Genomic DNA, 20019 nt, shown 5'->3' with positions numbered 1-20019 from the left:
CTCGCCGGCCTCCCTCATCATCGTCACGCCAGGGCGTGGCCTGGCGGCCTCATTCCCACTCGATGGTGCCGGGCGGCTTGCTCGTGATGTCGTAGGTCACCCGGTTGATGCCGCGCACCTCATTGACGATGCGCGCCGAGACACGGGTCAGGAATTCCATGGTGAACGGATACACATCGGCCGTCATGCCATCGGTCGAGGTCACGGCGCGCAGGGCGCAGACGCTCTCATAGGTCCGCCCATCGCCCATCACGCCGACGCTCTTGACCGGCAGCAGCACGGCGAAGGCCTGCCAGATGGCGTCGTAAAGGCCGGCGGCGCGGATTTCCTCCAGATAGATGGCGTCCGCCTTCTGCAGGATCTGCACCCGCTCCCGCGTCACCTCGCCAGGGATGCGGATGGCCAGGCCCGGCCCCGGGAAGGGATGGCGGCCGACGATCTCCTCCGGCATGCCCAGCTCGCGCCCCAGCTCGCGCACCTCGTCCTTGAACAGGTCGCGCAGCGGCTCGACGAGCTTCATGCGCATGTCCTCGGGCAGGCCGCCGACATTGTGGTGCGACTTGATGGTGACGGAAGGGCCGCCGGTGGCCGAGACGCTCTCGATCACGTCCGGGTAGAGCGTGCCCTGGGCCAGGAAATCGGCGCCGCCGATCTTGGCCTGCTCCTCCTCGAACACCTCGATGAACAGGCGGCCGATGGTCTTGCGCTTCTTCTCCGGGTCGGTGACGCCGGCGAGCGCGCCCAGGAACAGGTCGGACGCGTCGCGATGCACCAGCTTGATGTTGAAGCGGTCGCGGAAGGTGCGGACCACCTGCTCGCTTTCGCCGCCGCGCATCACGCCATGGTCCACATAGATGCAGGTGAGCTGGTCGCCGATCGCCTCGTGGATCAGCACCGCCGCCACGGAGGAATCGACACCGCCCGAAAGACCGCAGATCACGCGGCCGGAGCCGACCTGGGCGCGGATGCGCTGGATCGCCTCGGCGCGGAAAGCCGCCATGGTCCAGTCGCCCTGGCAGCCGCAGACGCCATGGGTGAAGTTGCGCAGGAGCTGGGCCCCGTGCGGGGTGTGGACCACCTCCGGATGGAACTGGATGCCGTAGAAGTGGCGGCTGTCATCGGCCACCATGGCGAAGGGCGCGCCCTCGCTGACGGCCACGATGCGGAAGCCCCCGGGCAGCTCGGCCACGCGGTCGCCATGGCTCATCCAGACCTGCTCCCGCGCACCGGGGGACCAGACCTCCCGGGTCAGGGCGCAATCCTCCCGCACCTCGACATAGGCCCGGCCGTATTCCTGGTGGTCGCTCTTTTCCACCCGGCCGCCAAGCTGCACGCACATGGTTTGCTGGCCGTAGCAGATGCCGAGCACCGGCACGCCCATCCCGAACACCGCCTGAGGCGCGCGCGGGCTGCCCTCATCCACCGTGCTGGCGGGGCCGCCGGACAGGATGATGCCCTTGGGCGCGAAACCCTGGATGCGCTCGGCGGTGGCGGTGAAGGGCCACACCTCGCAATAGACGCCCGATTCCCGGACCCGGCGCGCGATCAGCTGCGTCACCTGGCTGCCGAAATCGAGGATGAGGATGCGGTCCTGGTGGAGAGCTTGGGAAGAAAGGTCGGCCATGGGCGAGCTTGCACCACAGTCATTCCCCCAAGGCAAGCGTTTCGCGCGGATGGCCGGAACGCGGCGGCGTGCCCCCTTGACCGCCGCGCCGCCCTCTTTCCTGATGCGGCTGATGCCGGACAGGAAGGAATCGCCCGCATGACCTGGTCAATCGTGGCGCATGATGCCGCAACCGGCGCCTTTGCCGTGGCTGTCACCACCTGCGCCTTCGCGGTCGGGGCCTCATGCCCGTTCGTGCGGGCGGGCGTGGGGGCGGTGTCCACCCAGTCCTTCACCAACCGCTACCTGGCGCCGGCCGTGCTGGACGGGCTGGCGCGCGGCCTGAAGCCCGCCGCCGCTATTGAGGGTGCGCTGGTGGGCGATGACGGCAAAGCCCTGCGGCAGATCCATGTGGTGGACGCGCAGGGGCGCAGCGCCGCCTGGACGGGGGAAAGCTGCGTGGAATGGGCCGGCAGCCAGTCCGGCCCCGGCTTCAGCGTCGCCGGCAACATGCTGGCGGGGCCCGCCGTGGTGGGCGAGACGGCGGCCACCTTCGCCTCCGCCACCGCCTCTCCCCTGCCGGAGCGGCTGATGCTGGCGCTCGATGCCGGCGAGGCGGCGGGCGGCGACCGGCGCGGGCGGCAATCGGCGGCGATGAAGCTGGTGACCACAGAGGATTTCCCGGATCTCGACCTGCGGGTCGATGACCACCGGGAACCGCTGGTGGAGCTGCGCCGGCTGCTGGATGTCTGGCGGCGGGAGCGCGCGCCCGCCCTGCCCTTCAATCCGCGCAAGGCCAATCCGGCCGGCATGACGGACAAGGCCATCATCGAGGCGGGCTGGCGGGCACGGGGCCTCGACCTGCGCTTCCCCGATCATCCGCCGGCAAAAGGCTGAAGAAGGCGCCCGGGGACGTTCTGTCCCCGGCGACGCGCTTATTTGGGCGCCAGCACCATGATCATCTGGCGGTTCTCCAGGCGCGGCATCTGCTCGACCTTGGCCAGCTCGCCAAGCTCGGTGCGGACACGCTCAAGCACCTTCACGCCGAGATCCTGGTGGGCCATCTCACGGCCGCGGAAGCGCAGGGTGACCTTCACCTTGTCGCCTTCCTCCAGGAAGCCCTTGGCCGCGCGCATCTTCACGTCATAGTCGTGGTCATCAATGTTCGGGCGAACCTTGATTTCCTTGATCTCGACGATCTTCTGCTTCTTGCGGGCCTCGTTGGCCTTTTTCTGCTGCTCGTACTTGTACTTGCCGTAGTCGGTGATCTTGCACACCGGCGGCACGGCATTCGGGCTGATCTCCAGAAGATCCATGCCGACGTCATAGGCGCGCAGCAGGGCTTCGCGCGCCGACATGACGCCGAGCATCTCACCATCCTGGTCGATCAGGCGAACCTGCGGGACGCGGATATCCTCGTTGACCCGCGGTCCGTCGCGGGGTGGCAGCTGGTTCGGAAGGGGGCCTCGGGCCAGAGTCGGCTCCTGTTGCTGTTGGAACGAAATCGAAGTGTCTTATGGTGCAGCGTTCACGCCGCCGCAACCTTTGTAGGCGCCTTGAGATCGGGTGCCGCGGCCTCCGCTGCAAGGGCCTCCGCCGCTTCGGCCAGCGTCATGACCTGCTGTTCCCGTCCGGGAAGGCGCCGGAGGACCACCTTGCCCTCCTCCGCCTCGCGCCGGCCGATCACCGCCAGCACCGGGACGCGGGCCTCGATGTGGTCCACGACCTTGCGGTTGATCTTCTCGTTGCGCAGGTCCAGCTCGACCGACAGCCCGGCCTTGCGGAAGCTGTCCGCGACCTCGCGGGCGAAGGGCACCGCATCGTCCACGATGGTAGCCACCACCACCTGGGTCGGCGCCAGCCAGAGCGGGAAGCGCCCAGCATGCTCCTCGATCAGGATGCCGAGGAAGCGCTCAAAGGAGCCCAGGATGGCGCGGTGCAGCATCACGGGGCGGTGGCGGTTGCCGTCTTCCCCGACATACTGGGCGTCCAGCCGCTCCGGCAGCACGAAATCCACCTGCAGGGTGCCGCACTGCCAGTCGCGGCCAATGGCGTCCCGCAGCACGAATTCCAGCTTGGGGCCGTAGAAGGCGCCTTCCCCCGGGTTCAGCTCGTATTCCACGCCGGCGATGCGGCAGGCTTCCTTCAGCGCGCCCTCGGAGCGGTCCCAAGTGGCGTCGTCGCCGGCGCGCTTTTCCGGCCGGTCGGAGAATTTCACGCGGAAGCTTTCGAAGCCGAAATCCCGGTAGATGCGGGACAGCAGGGCCACGAACTCCACCGTTTCCTGCGCGATCTGCGCCTCGGTGCAGAAGATATGGGCATCGTCCTGGGTGAAGGCGCGGACGCGCATGATGCCGTGCAGCGCGCCGGAGGGCTCGTAGCGGTGGCAGGCGCCGAACTCGGCCATGCGCATCGGCAGCTCGCGGTAGGAGCGCAGCCCGTGGTTGAAGATCAGCACGTGGCACGGGCAGTTCATCGGCTTCAGGGCGAGGACGCGGTCCTTCTCGGACTCGTCATCCACATTCGCCAGGAACATGTTCTCCCGGTACTTGTCCCAATGGCCCGAGGCTTCCCACAGCTTGCGGTCCAGCAGCTGCGGGGTCTTCACCTCCTGGTAGCCGGTCGCGTCCAGCCGGCGGCGCATGTAGTCCTGCACCGTGGTGTAGAGGCGCCAGCCCTTGGGGTGCCAGAAGATCGAGCCCGCCGCCTCCTCCTGGAGGTGGAACAGCCCCATCTCCTTGCCGATCTTGCGGTGGTCGCGCTTCTCCGCCTCCTCCAGCTGGTGGAGATGGGCGTCCAGCTCCTTCCCGTCCCGCCAGGCGGTCGCGTAGATGCGGCTCAGCATGGCGTTGCGGTGGTCACCTCGCCAATAAGCGCCGGCCACCTTCATCAGCTTGAAGGCGGAACCAATATCGCCGGTGGAGCGCATATGCGGCCCGCGGCACAGATCCAGCCATTCGCCCTGGCGGTAGATCGAGATGGCCTCGCTTTCCGGCAGGTCGCGGATCAGCTCGGCCTTGTAGCGCTCGCCCTTCTTCTCGAAGAAGGCGATGGCCTCCTCGCGCGGCCATTCCTCGCGCACAAAGGCGGCGTTGCGGGCGATGATCTCCCGCATCTTGGCCTCGATCGCGGGGAAGTCCTCCGGCGTGAAGGGCTCGTTGCGGGCGAAGTCGTAATAGAAGCCGTTCTCGATGGCCGGGCCGATGGTGACCTGGGTGCCGGGAAACAGCTCCTGCACCGCCTCGGCCAGCACATGGGCGGCATCGTGGCGGATCATCGCCAGCGCCTCGGGGTCGCGGCGGGTGATGAAGCGCACCGCCGCGTCGGAGGCGATCTCATGCGACAGGTCGCGCAGCTGGCCGTCCACCTCCATGGCGAGGGCCGCCTTGGCGAGGCCGGGGCCGATGCTGGCGGCCACGGTGGTGCCCGTCACAGCCCCGTCGAACTGGCGGACGGACTGGTCGGGCAGCGTGATCGCAGGCATCGGAAAGGGGCTTCCCTTGGTTGAATTTCGGGCGGCGGACCATGCGGCCCGGCCACTGCCGCGTCAACGACAAAAGGCTTGCCGAAACCTTGACCGAGGAATGCGGCGGCGGCGCGGCCACCCGGAACAGGATGAAACGGGCCCGGGATCGGGGAGTTGCCCGCCTTCCCGGCCGCGCCGCCGACGGGGAGCTTCATCCCGGAGGCGGCGGACCGCTCTGATCAGGATCAGCCGGCAGGCGCGCCGCCATCCGGCGACAGGATCTTCTGCATGAGCAGCAGGTCCAGCCAGCGGTCGAACTTGCGGCCGACCTGCCGCAGGCATCCCGCCTCCCTGAAGCCGGCCTTCCGGTGCAGAGCGATGGAGGGCGCGTTGTTCGCCTCGATCCCGGCCACGATCACATGCAGCCCGGCCTGGCCCGCATGCGCCAGCAGCGCCGCCAGCAGGGCATGGCCAAACCCCTGTCCGCGCACGGCCCGGTCGACATACAGGGAATGCTCCACCGTCCGCGCGTAACCGGCGAAGGGGCGGAAATCGCCATAGGAGGCGAAGCCCTGCACCACTCCGTCCTGCTCGGCCACCAGCACCGGCAGGCCACGCCCCTGCCGCTCCAGCAGCCAGGCGCGGCGGGCTTCGAGGCTGGTTTCCTCCAGGTGCCAGACGGCGGTGCTGGTGCGGATCGCCTCGTTGAAGATGGCCAGGATGCGCGGCAGGTCGGGCTCGGTCGCGTCGCGGATCAGGAATCGGGCAGTGGTCATGGCGATCTCCTGGCAATCATCGCGGGAATTGTAACGGTGCCGGTTGTTTCGCGCCAAGGGCTGATAAGGCCAATCGCCCGTTGACCGCCAGGGTCCACCGGATCAGTTTCCGCGCTTTCCGCGACAGGCAAGGAATAAGCAGCGTGCGGCAGGACATCCTCGACGACATCCGGCAGGATGAGGCGGAGCTGATCGCCATCCGGCGGGACATCCACCGCCACCCCGAAACCCGCTTCGAGGAGGTGCGGACGGCCGCCCTGGTCGCCGACAAGCTGCGCGAATGGGGCATCGAGGTCGAAACCGGCATCGGCAAGACCGGCGTGGTCGGCACGCTGAAGGGCCGCCTCCCCCTTGGCCACAACGAGGCGCCGCGGGCCATCGGGCTGCGCGCGGACATGGACGCGCTGTTCATCCAGGAGGAGAACAGCTTCGCCCACGCCTCTTCCGTGCCGGGCAAGATGCATGCCTGCGGCCATGACGGCCACACCACCATGCTGCTCGGCGCCGCCAAGTGCCTGGCGCGCAACCCGGATTTCGCCGGCACCGTTCATTTCATCTTCCAGCCGGCCGAGGAAGCCGGCACCGGCGCCGCCGCGATGATCGCCGACGGGCTGTTCGACCGCTTCCCCATGGACAGCGTCTGGGGCATGCACAACACCCCCGGCATGAAGCTGGGCGAGTTCGCCACCCGCCCCGGCCCGATCCTGGCGGGCGCCGATTTCTGGGGCGTCACCTTCCATGGCACAGGCGGGCATGGCGGCGCCGCGCCGCACCTAGCCACCGACGCCACGGTGGTGCTGGGGCAGTTCCTGATGGCCGTCCACACCATCATCCCGCGCAACCTGAAGCCCACCGAGCCGGCGGCGCTGTCGGTCGGCTATGTGCATGGCGGCACGCATGGCTCGCCCAATGTCATGCCGGCCAGGATCGAGGTGCGCGGCACCGCCCGCTATTTCCGCCCCGAGGCGCAGGCGGTGATCAAGCGCCGCCTGAAGGAGCTGGCCGAGACCCTGGCCGCCGCCACGGGCTGCACGGCGGAATTCACCTATGAGGCGCTTTGCCCGCCCACGGTGAACGCCCCCGGCAAGGTGCCGGCGGCCAATGCCGCCGCCGCCGCCGTGACCGGCCTCGCCACCGCCGGCGAGTTCCCGATGAGCACGGGCGGCGAGGATTTCGCTTTCATGCTGCAACAGAAGCCCGGCGTGTTCATGCGCATCGGCAATGGAATGAACCCGGACGGTTCCTTCCACAACGTCCACACGCCGCTCTATGACTTCAACGACGAGGCCCTGGTGCCCGGCGTGGCCTACTGGGTCAGCCTGGTGCAACAGGAACTCGGGCCCGATGCCGCGGCGGCCATCACGGAGGACGCGGCATGAGCCTGACCCGTCGCGGTTTCGGCACGGCGCTGCTTGGCGCCGCCACGCTTCCCGCCCTGCCGCTGCGCGCCCAGGGGAATGGTTCAGGGAATGGTGAAGGCGATGCGCTGTCGGTCGCGGTCAGCGCGCCGCCGGCCAGCATCGACCCGCAATATTACACGCTCACGCCCAGCATCCAGGTTTCCACCCACCTCTTCGACGCGCTGGTGGAGCGGGACGAGAATTCCCGCACCAAGCCGGCGCTCGCCGAAAGCTGGCGGCTGGTCGACGACACCACCTGGGAATTCACCCTGCGATCCGGGGTGAAGTTCCACAATGGCGAAACCCTGGTGGCGGAGGACGTGGCCTACAGCCTGCGGCGCGTGCCCACGGTGCAGAGCCCGTCCTCCTTCGCGGTCTATACCCGCGCCATCACGGCGGTGGAGGTGGTGGATGAGCGGCGCATCCGCTTCAAGACCGCCAGCCCCTACCCTCAATTGCCCAACGACCTGGCCGCCGTGGCCATCCTGCCGCGCAGCCTGGGCGAGAACGTGCCCTCGGCCGATTTCAACAATGGCCGCGCCGCCATCGGCACCGGACCGTTCCGCTTCGTGTCCTACAGCCCGAATGACCGGGTGCGGATGGAGCGCAACGAGGATTACTGGGGCACCAAGCCGGAATGGCGCACCCTCGACTACCGCATCGTCACCAATTCCGGCCCGCGCGTGGCGGCGCTGCTGTCGGGCGATGTGGGCATGATCGACAACGTGCCGACGCCGGACCTCGCCAAGCTGCGCAAGGATGACCGGATCACCATTGTCGAGGGCAACAGCCTGCGGCTGATCTTTCTCGGCCTCGACATGTTCCGCGATGGCGACAGCCCGGACATCACCGGCCCGAACGGGGAGAAGCTGGGCAAGAACCCGTTGCAGGACCGCCGCGTCCGCGAGGCGATGTCGGTCGCCATCAACCGCGAGGCGATCGTGCGGCGGGTGATGGAGGGCGCCGCGGTGGCGGCCGGCCAGTTCATGCCGGAAGGCGCATTCGGCTACAACCCGGCCATCCCGGTGCCGGGCTTCGATCCGAACCGGGCCAAGGCGCTGCTGGCCGAGGCCGGCTACCCCAACGGCTTCTCCCTCATCCTGCGCGGGCCGAACGACCGCTACGTCAATGACGAGCAGATCCTGCAGGTGGTAGCGCAGCTCTGGTCCCGCATCGGCATCAAGACCCAGGTGGACGCGCAGCCCCTGGCCACGCTGATCGGCCGGCTGAACCGCTTCGAGGCCTCGGCCTATCTGCTGGGCTGGAGCAACAGCACGGGCGAGCCCTCCACCTCCCTGCGGGCCGTGCTCGGGACGCGCGGGTCGCCCGGCCTTGGCCTGTCCAACTATGGCCGTTATTCCAGCCCGGAGATGGACGCGCTGACCGCCGAGGGGCTGCGGACCCTGGACGAGGCGGCGCGCGAGAAGAAGCTGCAGGACGCCATGGCGATCGCCATGCGCGACGTCGCCGTGATCCCGCTGCACACGCAGAAAAGCGTGTGGGGCCTGCGCCGCGGCCTGACCACCACCGCGCGGGTGGATGAGCAGACCCTGGCTGCGACGGTGCGCCGGCAAGCTTGACCCTTGCCGGGTCCGTGGACGCTTGCGTCCGCGGACCCGGATGGGACATGAATGACATCCGACAAGAGCCACACCCTGCAATCCGGCCCTCAGGAGATGTTCATGACCTTGCGCCGCCGCACCCTGCTTTCCGCCGCTGCGCTGCTGCCCGCAGCATCCGGCCTCCTGTCCCGCCCGGCATGGTCCGCGGCCCCGGGGGAATGGCCGGCCCGGCCGGTGAGGTTCATCGTGCCCTTCGCCCCGGCCGGCACCACCGACATCGCCGCGCGCATCCTGGCGGCACGGCTGCAGCAGCGCCTCGGCCAGGCCTTCCCGATCGAGAACCGCGCGGGCGCGGGCGGCAATATCGGCTCCGACGCCGTCGCCAAGGCGGACCCGGATGGCTACACCATCCTGATGCAGACGGTGTCCTCCGGCGCCATCAACTACGCGCTCTATGCCGGGGAGATCCCCTACAAGCCGTCCGACCTCGCCAATGTCGGGCTGCTGATCCGTGTGCCCAACGTCATCTTCGTCAATCCCTCCCTGCCGGTGAACTCGTTGCAGGAGCTGGTGGCGCTGGCGAAGTCGAAGCCGGGGCAGCTGAACCACGGCTCCTCCGGCGCCGGCACCTCGCTGCACATGACGGGCGAGTTGCTGAAGCTGGAGGCCGGCATCCAGATGACGCACATTCCGTATCGCGGCGCCGGCCCGATGCTAGCCGAGATCATGGCCGGCCGGGTCGAGGTCGGCGTGGACAACCTGCCCTCCGCCATCGGCCATATCCGCGACGGGCGCCTGAAGGCGCTGGCGGTGACCACCGCGACGCGCAGCGCCGCCCTGCCCGACGTGCCGACCACCGCCGAGGCCGGGCTGCCGGGCGTCGAGGCGACCGGCTGGTTCGGCGTGCAGGCCCCGGCCAAGACGCCGAAGCCGATCATCGCCAAGCTGGGCGCCGAGATCGACGCGATCGTGAAGGAGCCGGACACCTGGGCCAAGCTCGCCGATCTGGGCGGCATGAAGCCCGACCTGACGCCGGATGGCGGCACCAGCCCCGAAGCCTATGAGAAGTTCGTCGCCGCCGAGGTGGCGAAATGGGCCGAGGTGGTGCGCCGCTCGGGCGCCAAGGTCGATTGACGCGGCCGCGCCGGAAGGGGCATCGGTCCCTTCCGGCGCGCTTCCGGCCTCAGAGCCGGCCGCCGATCCAGGCGGCGTGGGCGAACAGCGCCGCGTCCTCGTCGCGGAAGCCGAGCAGTTGCAGCCCGAGCGGCAGCCCCTCGCAGCGCAGCACCGGCAGGCTGACCACCGGCACCCCCAGCACCGAGCCCGGCGCCACGAAGGCCGGGTTTCCGGTTGAGCCGAGGCCCACCGGCGCCGCGCCGGCCGCCGTGACGCTGACCAGCGCCTCGCACAGCCCGGCCAGCTTCGCGTAGGCGGCGCGGGCGGCGGCGCGGCGCTCCAGCAGGGCGGCGTATTCGGCGCGGGTCATGGCGCGGGCCCGGGCCAGGCGCTCCCGCGCCGAAGGGCTCAGCGCCGCCGCGTCCCGCTCCGCGAAGGCACCGAGCGGCCACAGCCATTCCCAGGCATTGATGCCCAGCGCCAGTTCCCGCGCGTCGGCGACCGCGCCTTCCAGCGCCGCCAGCTCCGGGCATTCCTTCTGCGTCAGGATGCGGATGCCATCCCGGCGCAGGCTGTCCAGCGCGCCTTCCAGCGCGGCGCCGGCTTCCGGGTGCAAGTCCGGCCAGCCCTCGGTCCGCAGCAGGGCCAGGGTGGCGGGCCGCCGCGCCTCGGGCGGCAGCAGCGGGCCGCCCAGCCCGGGATGGCCGGGATCGCCGCCGACGCGCTCGGTGATGGCGCGCGCCATGCACCAGGCATCCGACAGGCTGGCGGCCATGGTGCCGGAACAGCTGTGGCTCAACATGTCGAGGCTGCCGCCGCGGTTGATGCCGCCCACGCTCGGCTTGAAGCCGTAAACCCCGGTATAGCCGGCGGGGCGGATGATGGAACCCACCACCTGCGTCCCCATCGCGCCCGACAGCATCCCCGCCGCCACCGCCGCGCCGGAGCCACTGGAACTGCCGCCCGGCGTGCGCGACAGGTCCCACGGGTTGCGGGTGCCGCGCGGCTCGGTGGAGGCGAATTCCGTGGTGACGGTTTTGCCCAGGATCACCGCCCCGGCATCCCGCAGGGCCCAGGCGCTGGCGGCGCTGAAGCGCGGCCGGTAGCCCTCATAGAGAGCGGAGCCCATCTGCGTCGGCAGGTCGTCGGTGTCGATGATGTCCTTGATGCCGACCGTCATGCCATCGATCGCGGAAAGCGGCCGGCCTTCCTTCCAGCGGGCGGTCGCGGCATCGGCGGCGCGGCGCGCACCCTCCACGTCGGTGGCGGTGAAGGCGCCGACCTGGGGCTCCCACATTGCCATGGCCTCCAGGCAGGCTTCCAGCACCGCGCGCGGCGTTTCACGGCCGGCGACCAGGGCCTCGGCATGATCGGTGTAGGGGCGAAGCTGCGGCGTCATGCCGGTGGGTCCTTCCGGAATTTCGGCGGAACGCAGCGGGCGTGCCGCACGGGTTCAGCCCTGCGGCAGCCGCGTCAGGGCAGGGGAAGGGCCGGTGTTCGCCGGCCCCGCGCGGGCAGCAGGCCGCCGGCGCGCGGCCGGGGCAGGTTCGGCCCCGTCAGCGCCCCGGCCAGCCTGGCCGCGCAGGTGGTACCGTCCAGCAACGGAACCGGCGAGGCAAGCCGTCCCGCCATGCCGGTCCGGTCAACGCTTCCCTCGGCGTGGCGGCAATGGCCGGGAAGGGCCGTTGGCGGCCGCGCTGATTCTGGCATTGGCGGCCAGGATGCGCGGGGCCGCTATTCCGGCGCGGCCGCCACCGGGGCGAAGGGCCCTTGCAGGCGGGTGGGCTCCATGATCACCGGCAGGGCGGTGAAGCCGGGCGTCGGGTTGGCCCAGACCAGGAAAGGATTGACGCAAAGCACGTCGCCGGGATGCAGCATGATGTTCAGCGCCAGTTCCGGGGCCTCGGCCGCGCTGCGCAGCGGCGGCGGCAGATCGCCTTCCAGCCGCGCCGCGAAAACGCCCTGGTGGACGGCGAAGACGGGCGTTCCGCCCTTTCCTGGCTGGCACAGCGCTTCCAGGGCGGCGCGGTTGGCCTTCAGCACGGCATTGTGCAGGGCGGCGGCGGAAAACAGCGTCGTGTTGCAGCCTTCCCGGCACAACAGCAGCAGGATGTCGCAGGCCGGGGCCTGGAAGGGACCGCCGGAGGGCGCCACCTCCATGACGGGGCCGCCCAGGCGGCCGAGGCGGCTGCCCAGCAGGGCCAGCAAGGCCTCCGCATCGGCCTGCTGCGGCAGGCCGCGCAACAGGCAAAAGCCCTGGCCATGCGACAGCCGCTCCGCCACCCGGCCGAGCAGCGGCCCCAGTCGGGGCATGCTGTCGCCGGACGCGTCCAGGGCGGCCTCGATCTCGGCGGCGTCCTCAGCGCCCAGCGGCATCATCCAGTCGGCGGGCGACAAGGCGGCACCGCTCCAGAAATGCGGTCCAGTCTGAGGGGCGATACGGCGCGGCGCGGCAGATTCGGTCATCGGGGAACGGTTTAGCGAGGATGCGCCATCCGCGTCACCTTTTTGGCCGCGATCCCCTTGTCGCCCTGCCGGCATCGACGCACCCTGAGGGGCCTCCGGTCCGCGGCGCCGCAAGCGCGAGGGCCAAGAAGGGCCACAAGGAAAGGAAGGACAGCGCATGAAGGACGACACCCTGTCGGGGCGGCATGGCGAGGCGCAGCGTGCCCTGGCCCTGCCCTTCGAGGCCGAAGCCCTGCTGGCCGGGCTGCGCCCCTGGGTGGAATGCGAAAGCCCGACCTTCGACACCGCGGCCGTGAACCGCATGATGTCCCTGGCCTCACGCGACCTCGCCATCCTTGGCGCGCGCATCGAGCGGATTCCCGGCCGCATGGGCCTGTCGGACTGCATCCGCGCGCGCTTTCCGCACCCGGATGCGGAGGGCGAGGGCGGTATCCTGGTGCTGGCTCATCTGGACACGGTGCATCCCGTGGGCACGCTGGGCGCCCTGCCCTTCCGGCTGGAAGGCGATCGCTGCTTCGGCCCCGGCATCTGCGACATGAAGGGCGGCACCTTTATCGCTGTCCAGGCGATGGCGGCGATCATCCAGGCCGGCATCGCGCTGCGCCGCCCCGTGACCTTTCTGCTGACCGGCGACGAGGAGATCGGCAGCCCTTCCACCCGCGACCTGATCGAGGCGGAAGCGGCGCGGCACGAGGTGGTGCTGGTGCCGGAGCCCGCCCGGCCCGATGGCGGGGTGGTGACCGGCCGCTACGCCATCGCCCGCTTCAACCTGCGCACCACGGGCCGCCCCAGCCATGCCGGCTCCGCCCTGTCGGAAGGCCGCAGCGCCATCCGGGAGATGTGCCGCCTGGTGCAGGCCGTGGAGGCGATGACCACCGAGGCCGCGACCTTCTCGGTGGGCGTGATCCATGGCGGGCAATGGGTGAACTGCGTCACCACCACCTGCGAGGCCGAGGCGCTCTCCATGGCCAAGCGGCAGGAGGATCTCGACCGCGCGGTGGAGCGCGTGCTGGGCCTGGCGGGCGCCCCCGGCGAGGTGGGCATCGAGATCACCCGCGGCGTCACCCGCCCCGTCTGGGAGCCGGATGATGCGACCCTCAACCTGTACCGCATCGCCGAGGGGCTGGCGCAGCGCCTCGGCTTTCCGCTGCCGCATGCCAGCGCCGGCGGCGGCTCGGACGGCAATTTCACGGGCGCGCTCGGCATCCCGACGCTGGACGGCCTCGGCGTGCGGGGCGGCGGCATCCACACCTTGCAGGAGCATCTGCGGGTGGAGGACCTGGTGCCCCGCGCGCGTCTTTTCGCCGGCCTCCTGGCCAGCGTCTGATCACACCCAACAGGAGCCTGACATGCCCTTCGTCCGCATCGATCTTTTCCCCGGCCGCACCGACGAGCAGAAGGCCAACACGGCCCGCGCCATCACCGAGGCGCTGGTGCAGCATGCCGGCTGCACGCCGCAAAGCGTGCAGATCGTCTTCGCCGAGGTGAAGAAGTCCGACTGGGCCACGGCCGGGGTGATGGCCTCGGCGCCGCAGCCGGCGGAATAGGATCGCCCGGCGGCGCGAAGCGGGCCAGGGACGGACCAGGGAAGGCAGGGTCCGGGGCGGCGTCCGCGAGCCGCCCCGGATGAACACCGCTATGCCGCCCGCGCCACCGGCAGCACGTCCCGCAGCGCGGCCATCAGCGTCTCGATCATCGCATCGGTGTGGAAGGGCGTGGCGCAAAGCCGCAGCCGTTCCGTGCCGCGCGGCACGGTCGGGTAGTTGATCGGGGTGACGTAAAGGCCATGCCGCTCCAGGAGCTGGCGGGCCACCCGGCGGCAATGCCCGGCGCCGGGCACCGGGATGGGGACGATGTGGCTTTCGCTCGGCAGGCGCGGCAGGCCGGCGCGGTCCAGCGCCGCCTTCAGGGCCGCCGCGCGTTCCGCCAGCCGCTCCCGCAGCGCGCTGTCCTGCTGGATGTGGCGGATGCTGGCGCGGATCGCCGCCGCCGTCGCCGGCGGCATGGAGGTGGTGAAGATCAGCCCGCCGGCGGTGGAGCGGACGTAATCCACCAGATCCGCCTCCCCCGCGATGTAGCCGCCCACCACGCCGACGCCCTTGGCCAGCGTGCCCTGGATGATGTCGATGCGGCCCGAGGCCTGGTCCCGCTCGGCGATGCCGGCGCCGGTCGCGCCATACAGGCCGACCGCATGCACCTCATCCAGATAGGTGATGGCGTCGTAGCGCTCGGCCAGGTCGCACACGGCGTGCAGCGGTGCCACGTCGCCTTCCATGGAATACACGCTTTCCAGCGCGATCACCTTGGGCGCGGCCGGGTCGGCCTCCTGCAGCAATTCCTCCAGATGGGCGAGGTCGTTGTGCCGCCAGATCCGCCGCCCTGCCCCGCTGCGCCTCATGCCGTCAATCATCGAGGCGTGGTTCATCGCGTCCGAGAACACGATCATCCCCGGCAGGGCGGTGAGCAGCGCCAGCAGCGCCGCCTGGTTGGCGATGTAGCCGCTGCCGAACAGCAGCGCCGACGGCTTGCTGTGCCAGGCGGCCAGTTCCGCTTCCAGCCCCGTATGCTCGGGCGAGGTTCCGGAAATGTTGCGCGTGCCGCCGGCCCCGGCGCCATAAGCCGCGATCGCCCCGGCCGCCGCCTGCCGCACCGCCGGATGGCAGCCCATGCCGAGGTAATCATTGGCGGACCACACGGTGATCTCCCGCGGGGCGCCGCCGCCGGGCTGGTGCCAGCGATAAAGGGGGAAGCGATCCGCGATCTTCTCCAGCCGGGCGAAGTCGCGGTAGCGGCCTTCGGCGCGCATCGTGTCGAGATGTTGGGCGCAATGCGCGCGCAGCGTTTGCCGGGTCCTCATGGGCCCTGCATAGATCAGCCGCCCGCGATTTTCATCTTCCTTCAGCGCCATGCTGGGTTGCTTCCGCCGCCAGAATGGCGCGCAGCCCCTCGCGGTAGGAAGGGTGGCGCCAGCGCAGTTCCAGCACCCGCCGCGTGGCCTCGCTGCTGACCCGGCGGCTTTCCGCCCAGAAGGAGCGGCCCATCGGCGACATGCCCTCCACCGCCTGCGCGAAAGGCAGCAGGGGCGGCGGCGCCACGCCCAGCAGGCGCGCCGCCTCCTCCACCACCGCCGCGCCGGAGGCCGGCTCGTCATCCACCAGGTGCAGCACGCGGGGCCTGCCGGGTGGGCCGGGCGCGCGCATCGCCGCCAGCACCGCGCCGGCGATGTCGTCGCGGTGGATGCGGGAAAACAGGTGCCCCGGCTTGTCCACCCGCCGCGCCCGGCCGGCGCGCAGGTCGTCCAGCGCCGAGCGGCCGGGGCCGTAGATGCCGCCGGTGCGGAACAGGTCCAGCGCCACCTCGCGCCCGGCCAGCGCCGCCTGCCATTCCTCCTCTGCCCGCAGCCGGCGGATGGCGCGCTCCTGCCGCGGCGCCGGCACGCTGGTTTCCGTGACCCATTCGCCGCCGCGATCGCCATACACGGCGGTGGTGGAGATGTAGCCGACCCAGCGCAGCGCCGGCGCCCGCCGCAGCGCTTCGGCATGCGCCGCCAGCACCGGGTCCCCCGATGCCTCCGGCGCCGCGGTGACCAGCAGGTGCGTGGCCTGCGCGAGGGCCGGGCCGGCCTCGGCGAAGCGCAAGGCTTCGCTGCCCGGGGGCGGGTCGCGCCGGGTTCCCTGCACCGCGAAGCCGGCTTCCCGCGCCATCGATGCCACGCAGCTTCCGGAATACCCAAGCCCCATCACAACCAGCCGGTTCATCGCCAAACACCCATTGTCGCCATCTGGCCCCATGTGGCGCGGGCGGCGGCACAGGGCTAGAGTGCCGGGATGCGCTTTCCCCTTCGCGGCCTGGCGCTGAGCGCCGCGGCCACCGGCTTCCTGCTGCTGTCCGGCACCGGCCCGCTTTCCGTGGCGGCACCCGATGCCGCCGAGGCAACGGCCGCCGCGCCCGGCACCTCCCCTTCCGCCCAGTCGCCACGGCAGGAACCGCCGCGCCTGGCCGAAGGCCCGGAATACGAAGCCTGCCTCGGCCAGTTGCGCAGCGATCCGGAAGGCGCCATCGCCCGCGCCAGCCAGTGGGAAGAAAGCGGCGGCGGGGATGGCGCCCGGCATTGCCTGGCGCTCGGCCTGCTGGCGGTGGGGGATGCGGAACGCGCGGCCGGGCGGCTGGAACGGCTGGCGGCCTCCTCCAGCGCTGCTGCGGCGGCGCGGGCGGCCCTTTATGCCCAGGCCGCGCAGGCCTGGATGCTGAGCAACGCGCCCAACCGCGCCTATGCCGCCGCGACCCTTGCCCTCAGCCTGACGCCGGAGGACCCCGCCCTGCTGGTGGACCGCGCCCTGGCCGCCGCCAGCCTTGGCCGCTATCCGGAAGCCCTGCTGGATCTCGATCAGTCAATCCGCGCCGATGGCACCCGCGCCGATAGCTGGGTGTTCCGGGCCGCGGCGCTGCGCCGGCTGGACCGGCGGGATGAGGCGCTGCGGGACGTGCAGCACGCGCTGTCCCTGGATCCGCGGAATGCCGAGGCCCTGCTGGAACGCGGCATCCTGCGCCAGCTCAAGGGCGACAGGGCGGGGGCGCGCGCCGATTGGCAAAGCGCCATCCGGCTGGCGCCGGACAGCCCGGCGGCGGATCTCGCGGCGCAGAACCTGGCGCTCAACGAGGCCGGCCCGAAGCGGCGCTGAACCCCGTCAGCCGGTGGCGCGCTGGGCCCGCTGGCTCATCACGCAGGCCAGCACCACGATCACCGCACCCGCCAGCGTCGCCGGGGCAGGCAGCACCTGCCAGATCAGCAGATCCGCCACCATCGCCCACAACAGGGCGGAGAATTCCAGCGGCGCCAGCCGCGCCGCGTTGGCGCGCCGGAAGGCGGCGGCCAGGCAGATGGTGGCGGCGCCGGCGAACAGGCCGTTCACGCCAAGGGCCAGCCAGTCCCCGCCCCGCGGCGGCACCCATTCCATGGCCGCAAAGGGAAGCAGGACCAGCCCCCCCGGCAAGGCCGACCACAGCACCAGCCGCGCGATCCCGGCCTCGTGCCGGAGCCCCCGGTTCACCGTCAGCACCAGCGCATAGGAAACCGTGGCGAGCAAGGCATAGCCATAGGCCAGCAGGCTGCCGCCGGCCTGCAATCCGGGCGCCATCGCCACCAGCACGCCCAGAAAGCCGACGCCGCTCCATCCCCAGACGGAGCGCGGCGGCTGCTCGCCCAGGAACAGGGCGGCGAGGCCCAGCGTCATGAAGGGCGCGGTGAAGTAAACCAGGTAGCCTTCCGCCAGCGGGATCTCCCGCAGCGCCTGGAAGAAGCCGATGGCGGAGCCCAGCATGGCCATGGCGCGCAACAGGTGCAGTCCGGGATGCCGCGTGCCCAGCTCGCCGCCGATGCCGGGCCGCAGCAGCCGCGCCGCCGCCAGCAGGGCCAGGATCACCACCAGCCGGATCAGCACCACCTGGGCCACCGGGTAGGACCCCGACAACAGCTTGCTGTTGGCGTCCAGTGCCGCGAACAAGCCAAGCGCCGCCAGCATCGCCGCCGGCCCACCGAAACGCACCGCCCGCTTCTCCCCACTGTGTGGAATGCCCGGCGGCTTCTCCCGCGCCGGCACGGCCTTGTCCATCCCGGGGGATCGGGGGGAGTTCCGGAGGGCCTTCCGGAAAACGCGGCTTTCCTTGCGCGCCGCGCCAAGGCACAAGCGGCGCTGACATGACCCCTGCCCTTGCCTCCGCCCTGATGCCGCTGATGCGCGGCATGGACCCCGAACACGCGCACAACCTCGCCCTCAAGGCCCTGCGCCTCGGCCTCGCCGGGCGGGACCGCACGCCGGATGATCCGGTGCTGGCCACCGAGGTGCTGGGCCTGCGCTTCCGCAACCCGATCGGCCTTTCGGCCGGCTTCGACAAGGACGCGGTGGCGGTGCGGCCGCTGATGCGCCTGGGCTTCGGCTTTGTGGAGCCGGGCACCACCACGCCACGGCCGCAAGCGGGCAATCCGCAGCCGCGCCTGTTCCGGCTGCCCGAGGATGCGGCGGTGATCAACCGCATGGGCATGAACAACGAGGGCGTGGCGGCCTTCGTGGTGCGGCTCGCGGCGCTGAAGCGGCCACTGCCGGCGGTGCTCGGCGCCAATATCGGCATCAACAAGGAAGGCGCCGACCCGGAACACGATTATCCCTCGCTCTACGCCGCCGTGGCGCCGCAGGCGGATTACGTCACCATCAACGTGTCCTCCCCCAACACGCCGGGCTTGCGCGACCTGCAGGGCGAGGCGAAGCTCGCCGCCATCCTGGACGCCGTGGCCGAGGTGCGCGCCGCCGCGCCGCGCCAGCCGCCGGTTCTGGTGAAGATCGCCCCGGACCTGGCGCAGGAGGCGGTGGCGCCGCTGGTGGAAACCTGCATCGCCGGCGGGGTCGCCGGCCTGATCGTGTCCAACACCACCATCGTCCGGCCCGACACGCTGCGCGGGGCGCATCGCGGCGAAACCGGGGGATTGTCGGGCCAGCCGCTGTTCGGCCCCTCCACCGCGCTGCTGCGGCAGGTCCACCGGATCGCCGCCGGGCGGCTGGTGCTGATCGGCTGCGGCGGCATCGCGACCGCGGAGCAGGCCTATGCCAAGATCCGCGCCGGCGCCGACCTGGTGCAGCTTTATGCCGGCTTCGCCTTCGCCGGCCCCGCACTGGTGCCGCAGCTCAAGCAGGGCCTCGCCGCGCTGCTGAAGCGCGACGGCTTCCAGCATGTCCACCAAGCCGTAGGAGCCGATGCCCGATGAACATCCTGGAATCCGTGGCGCCCCTGGCCGAAAGCCATGATGGCTTCATCCTGGACATCTGGGGCGTGCTGCATGACGGGGAAAAGCCCTATCCCGGTGTGCCCGAGGCGCTGCGGGAGCTGCGCGCGCGCGGCAAGCGCATCGTGCTGCTGTCCAACGCGCCGCGCCGCTCCTGGACGGTGGCCGAGGCGCTGGCGGAGATGGGCCTGCCCTCCACCCTGTTCGACGGCATCGTCACCTCGGGCGAGGTGGCCTGGACCCTGCTGCGCGACCGCACCCATCCCTTTTTCGCCAGGCTGGGCCGGCGGGCCTTCCATATCGGGCCAGAGCGTGACCTTTCAGTGATCGAGGGCCTGGACATCGCCGTGACGCGCAGCCCGGCCGAGGCGGATTTCGTGCTCAACACCGGGCCGGATTTCGAGCATGGGCGGGAAAGCACCGCCCCTTACCAGGCCATGCTGGAAGCGGCGGCGGCGAAGCGCCTGCCCATGGTCTGCACCAATCCCGACCGCGCCGTGATGGTGGCCGGACACCGGCTGATCTGCGCCGGCGCCTTTGCCGACATCTACACCGCCCTGGGCGGCGAGGTGATGGAGATCGGCAAGCCCGACCCCATGGTCTACGAGACGGTGCTGGCGACGCTCGGCCTGCCGCCTTCCCGGATCGCCGCCGTGGGAGACACGCCGCACACCGACCTCGCCGGCGCCGCCGCGGTGGGCGTGGACGCGGTATGGGCGCTGACCGGGCTGGCCGGGGACCATTTCGGTCCCGACCCCTCCCCCGCCCAGCTCGACGAGGAAGCCGAGCGGGAAGGCGTGCGGCCGATGGTGGCGCTGCGCTCGCTGCGCTGGTAGCCCTGCACCCGGCGCG

The 20019-nt window shown here is 70.8% G+C and carries 19 protein-coding genes; 9 read left to right on the top strand and 10 right to left on the bottom strand.

Going from position 1 to position 20019, the window contains the following annotated elements; genetic code table 11:
* Positions 1 to 49: 49 nt before the first annotated feature.
* Positions 50 to 1624: a glutamine-hydrolyzing GMP synthase gene (guaA, locus tag F0Q34_RS01245; RefSeq protein ID WP_149810326.1), complete on the bottom strand. Its 1575-nt coding sequence runs from the start codon at positions 1622 to 1624 to the stop codon at positions 50 to 52.
* A gap of 138 nt (positions 1625 to 1762) precedes the next feature.
* On the opposite strand from guaA, the gene F0Q34_RS01240 reads away from it, so the two are divergent.
* Positions 1763 to 2500, top strand: a complete 738-nt coding sequence (locus F0Q34_RS01240; protein WP_149810325.1) for a DUF1028 domain-containing protein — start codon at positions 1763 to 1765, stop codon at positions 2498 to 2500.
* A 38-nt stretch (positions 2501 to 2538) separates the two neighbouring features.
* On the opposite strand, the gene infC is transcribed toward F0Q34_RS01240, so the two are convergent.
* The 3 genes from infC to F0Q34_RS01225 all read right to left on the bottom strand — a co-directional run bounded on the left by infC (position 2539) and on the right by F0Q34_RS01225 (position 5845).
* On the bottom strand, positions 2539 to 3051 hold the full coding sequence (gene infC, locus F0Q34_RS01235; protein WP_149810324.1) for a translation initiation factor IF-3: 513 nt from the start codon (positions 3049 to 3051) through the stop codon (positions 2539 to 2541).
* Positions 3052 to 3131: 80 nt separating this feature from the next.
* On the bottom strand, positions 3132 to 5087 hold the full coding sequence (gene thrS, locus F0Q34_RS01230; protein WP_149810323.1) for a threonine--tRNA ligase: 1956 nt from the start codon (positions 5085 to 5087) through the stop codon (positions 3132 to 3134).
* Positions 5088 to 5314: 227 nt separating this feature from the next.
* The gene (locus F0Q34_RS01225) at positions 5315 to 5845 is read right to left on the bottom strand and encodes a GNAT family N-acetyltransferase (protein WP_149810322.1); all 531 of its coding nucleotides are present in this window, start codon (positions 5843 to 5845) and stop codon (positions 5315 to 5317) included.
* Positions 5846 to 5988: 143 nt separating this feature from the next.
* Here F0Q34_RS01225 and F0Q34_RS01220 point away from each other — a divergent pair, with 143 nt between their 5' ends.
* Genes F0Q34_RS01220 through F0Q34_RS01210 form a run of 3 tightly spaced genes read left to right on the top strand, consistent with a single transcriptional unit; the run spans position 5989 to position 9941 of the window.
* Positions 5989 to 7224 (top strand): amidohydrolase, encoded by a 1236-nt coding sequence (locus tag F0Q34_RS01220; protein ID WP_149810321.1) that lies wholly within the window; start codon positions 5989 to 5991, stop codon positions 7222 to 7224.
* Positions 7221 to 8825, top strand: coding sequence for an ABC transporter substrate-binding protein (locus tag F0Q34_RS01215; protein WP_149810320.1), 1605 nt, complete (start codon positions 7221 to 7223; stop codon positions 8823 to 8825). Before F0Q34_RS01220 ends, F0Q34_RS01215 begins: the two co-directional genes overlap by 4 nt.
* Before the next feature lie 51 nt (positions 8826 to 8876).
* Entirely contained in the window at positions 8877 to 9941 is a 1065-nt protein-coding gene (locus F0Q34_RS01210) for a Bug family tripartite tricarboxylate transporter substrate binding protein (RefSeq protein ID WP_149810319.1), read from the top strand.
* A 49-nt stretch (positions 9942 to 9990) separates the two neighbouring features.
* Here F0Q34_RS01210 and F0Q34_RS01205 read toward each other — a convergent pair whose 3' ends face one another.
* The 3 genes from F0Q34_RS01205 to F0Q34_RS01200 form a co-directional block, all read right to left on the bottom strand.
* Complete coding sequence (locus F0Q34_RS01205) at positions 9991 to 11322, bottom strand: amidase family protein (RefSeq protein ID WP_149810318.1); 1332 nt, start codon at positions 11320 to 11322, stop codon at positions 9991 to 9993.
* A gap of 74 nt (positions 11323 to 11396) precedes the next feature.
* Positions 11397 to 11555, bottom strand: a complete 159-nt coding sequence (locus F0Q34_RS21700) for a hypothetical protein (RefSeq protein ID WP_161600750.1) — start codon at positions 11553 to 11555, stop codon at positions 11397 to 11399.
* A gap of 102 nt (positions 11556 to 11657) precedes the next feature.
* Positions 11658 to 12389: a Fe(II)-2OG oxygenase family protein gene (locus tag F0Q34_RS01200; RefSeq protein WP_149810317.1), complete on the bottom strand. Its 732-nt coding sequence runs from the start codon at positions 12387 to 12389 to the stop codon at positions 11658 to 11660.
* A 157-nt stretch (positions 12390 to 12546) separates the two neighbouring features.
* Here F0Q34_RS01200 and F0Q34_RS01195 point away from each other — a divergent pair, with 157 nt between their 5' ends.
* Positions 12547 to 13716 carry a M20/M25/M40 family metallo-hydrolase gene (locus F0Q34_RS01195; RefSeq protein WP_149810316.1) on the top strand — a complete coding sequence of 390 codons (1170 nt, stop codon included), beginning with the start codon at positions 12547 to 12549 and terminating at the stop codon, positions 13714 to 13716.
* Positions 13717 to 13738: 22 nt separating this feature from the next.
* Complete coding sequence (locus F0Q34_RS01190) at positions 13739 to 13936, top strand: tautomerase family protein (RefSeq protein ID WP_149810315.1); 198 nt, start codon at positions 13739 to 13741, stop codon at positions 13934 to 13936.
* An 89-nt stretch (positions 13937 to 14025) separates the two neighbouring features.
* Here F0Q34_RS01190 and hemA read toward each other — a convergent pair whose 3' ends face one another.
* Together hemA and F0Q34_RS01180 are read right to left on the bottom strand one after the other, a co-directional pair.
* Complete coding sequence (gene hemA / locus F0Q34_RS01185) at positions 14026 to 15246, bottom strand: 5-aminolevulinate synthase (RefSeq protein ID WP_149810314.1); 1221 nt, start codon at positions 15244 to 15246, stop codon at positions 14026 to 14028.
* Between the two features lie 31 nt (positions 15247 to 15277).
* The gene (locus F0Q34_RS01180; RefSeq protein ID WP_149810313.1) at positions 15278 to 16147 is read right to left on the bottom strand and encodes a Rossmann-fold NAD(P)-binding domain-containing protein; all 870 of its coding nucleotides are present in this window, start codon (positions 16145 to 16147) and stop codon (positions 15278 to 15280) included.
* A gap of 69 nt (positions 16148 to 16216) precedes the next feature.
* Here F0Q34_RS01180 and F0Q34_RS01175 point away from each other — a divergent pair, with 69 nt between their 5' ends.
* Complete coding sequence (locus F0Q34_RS01175; protein WP_149810312.1) at positions 16217 to 17071, top strand: tetratricopeptide repeat protein; 855 nt, start codon at positions 16217 to 16219, stop codon at positions 17069 to 17071.
* A 6-nt stretch (positions 17072 to 17077) separates the two neighbouring features.
* Here the strand turns inward: F0Q34_RS01175 and F0Q34_RS01170 are convergent, their stop codons facing one another.
* The gene (locus F0Q34_RS01170) at positions 17078 to 18001 is read right to left on the bottom strand and encodes a DMT family transporter (RefSeq protein WP_241665248.1); all 924 of its coding nucleotides are present in this window, start codon (positions 17999 to 18001) and stop codon (positions 17078 to 17080) included.
* 86 nt (positions 18002 to 18087) lie between these two features.
* On the opposite strand from F0Q34_RS01170, the gene F0Q34_RS01165 reads away from it, so the two are divergent.
* A complete protein-coding gene (locus F0Q34_RS01165; protein ID WP_149810311.1) occupies positions 18088 to 19149 on the top strand; it encodes a quinone-dependent dihydroorotate dehydrogenase in 1062 nt (353 codons plus the stop codon).
* Positions 19146 to 20003 carry a TIGR01459 family HAD-type hydrolase gene (locus tag F0Q34_RS01160; RefSeq protein ID WP_149810310.1) on the top strand — a complete coding sequence of 286 codons (858 nt, stop codon included), beginning with the start codon at positions 19146 to 19148 and terminating at the stop codon, positions 20001 to 20003. Before F0Q34_RS01165 ends, F0Q34_RS01160 begins: the two co-directional genes overlap by 4 nt.
* Positions 20004 to 20019: the final 16 nt, after the last annotated feature.

It is taken from the genome of Teichococcus oryzae, assembly GCF_008386565.1.
In the GTDB taxonomy this organism is placed as follows: Bacteria; Pseudomonadota; Alphaproteobacteria; order Acetobacterales; family Acetobacteraceae; genus Pseudoroseomonas; species Pseudoroseomonas oryzae.
This window is presented reverse-complemented; position numbering and strand designations above follow the sequence as displayed.

Excerpts from the sequence above, each read along its gene's own strand:
- F0Q34_RS01190 (WP_149810315.1), top strand. The coding sequence starts at position 13,739 with ATGCCCTTCGTCCGCATCGATCTTTTCCCCGGCCGCACCGACGAGCAG.
- F0Q34_RS01170 (WP_241665248.1), bottom strand. The coding sequence starts at position 18,001 with ATGGACAAGGCCGTGCCGGCGCGGGAGAAGCCGCCGGGCATTCCACAC.
- F0Q34_RS01175 (WP_149810312.1), top strand. The coding sequence starts at position 16,217 with ATGCGCTTTCCCCTTCGCGGCCTGGCGCTGAGCGCCGCGGCCACCGGC.
- F0Q34_RS01180 (WP_149810313.1), bottom strand. The coding sequence starts at position 16,147 with ATGAACCGGCTGGTTGTGATGGGGCTTGGGTATTCCGGAAGCTGCGTG.
- guaA (WP_149810326.1), bottom strand. The coding sequence starts at position 1,624 with ATGGCCGACCTTTCTTCCCAAGCTCTCCACCAGGACCGCATCCTCATC.
- F0Q34_RS01160 (WP_149810310.1), top strand. The coding sequence starts at position 19,146 with ATGAACATCCTGGAATCCGTGGCGCCCCTGGCCGAAAGCCATGATGGC.
- hemA (WP_149810314.1), bottom strand. The coding sequence starts at position 15,246 with ATGAGGACCCGGCAAACGCTGCGCGCGCATTGCGCCCAACATCTCGAC.
- thrS (WP_149810323.1), bottom strand. The coding sequence starts at position 5,087 with ATGCCTGCGATCACGCTGCCCGACCAGTCCGTCCGCCAGTTCGACGGG.
- F0Q34_RS01165 (WP_149810311.1), top strand. The coding sequence starts at position 18,088 with ATGACCCCTGCCCTTGCCTCCGCCCTGATGCCGCTGATGCGCGGCATG.
- F0Q34_RS01200 (WP_149810317.1), bottom strand. The coding sequence starts at position 12,389 with ATGACCGAATCTGCCGCGCCGCGCCGTATCGCCCCTCAGACTGGACCG.
- F0Q34_RS21700 (WP_161600750.1), bottom strand. The coding sequence starts at position 11,555 with ATGGCGGGACGGCTTGCCTCGCCGGTTCCGTTGCTGGACGGTACCACC.
- F0Q34_RS01205 (WP_149810318.1), bottom strand. The coding sequence starts at position 11,322 with ATGACGCCGCAGCTTCGCCCCTACACCGATCATGCCGAGGCCCTGGTC.
- F0Q34_RS01195 (WP_149810316.1), top strand. The coding sequence starts at position 12,547 with ATGAAGGACGACACCCTGTCGGGGCGGCATGGCGAGGCGCAGCGTGCC.
- F0Q34_RS01215 (WP_149810320.1), top strand. The coding sequence starts at position 7,221 with ATGAGCCTGACCCGTCGCGGTTTCGGCACGGCGCTGCTTGGCGCCGCC.
- F0Q34_RS01240 (WP_149810325.1), top strand. The coding sequence starts at position 1,763 with ATGACCTGGTCAATCGTGGCGCATGATGCCGCAACCGGCGCCTTTGCC.
- F0Q34_RS01210 (WP_149810319.1), top strand. The coding sequence starts at position 8,877 with ATGACATCCGACAAGAGCCACACCCTGCAATCCGGCCCTCAGGAGATG.
- F0Q34_RS01225 (WP_149810322.1), bottom strand. The coding sequence starts at position 5,845 with ATGACCACTGCCCGATTCCTGATCCGCGACGCGACCGAGCCCGACCTG.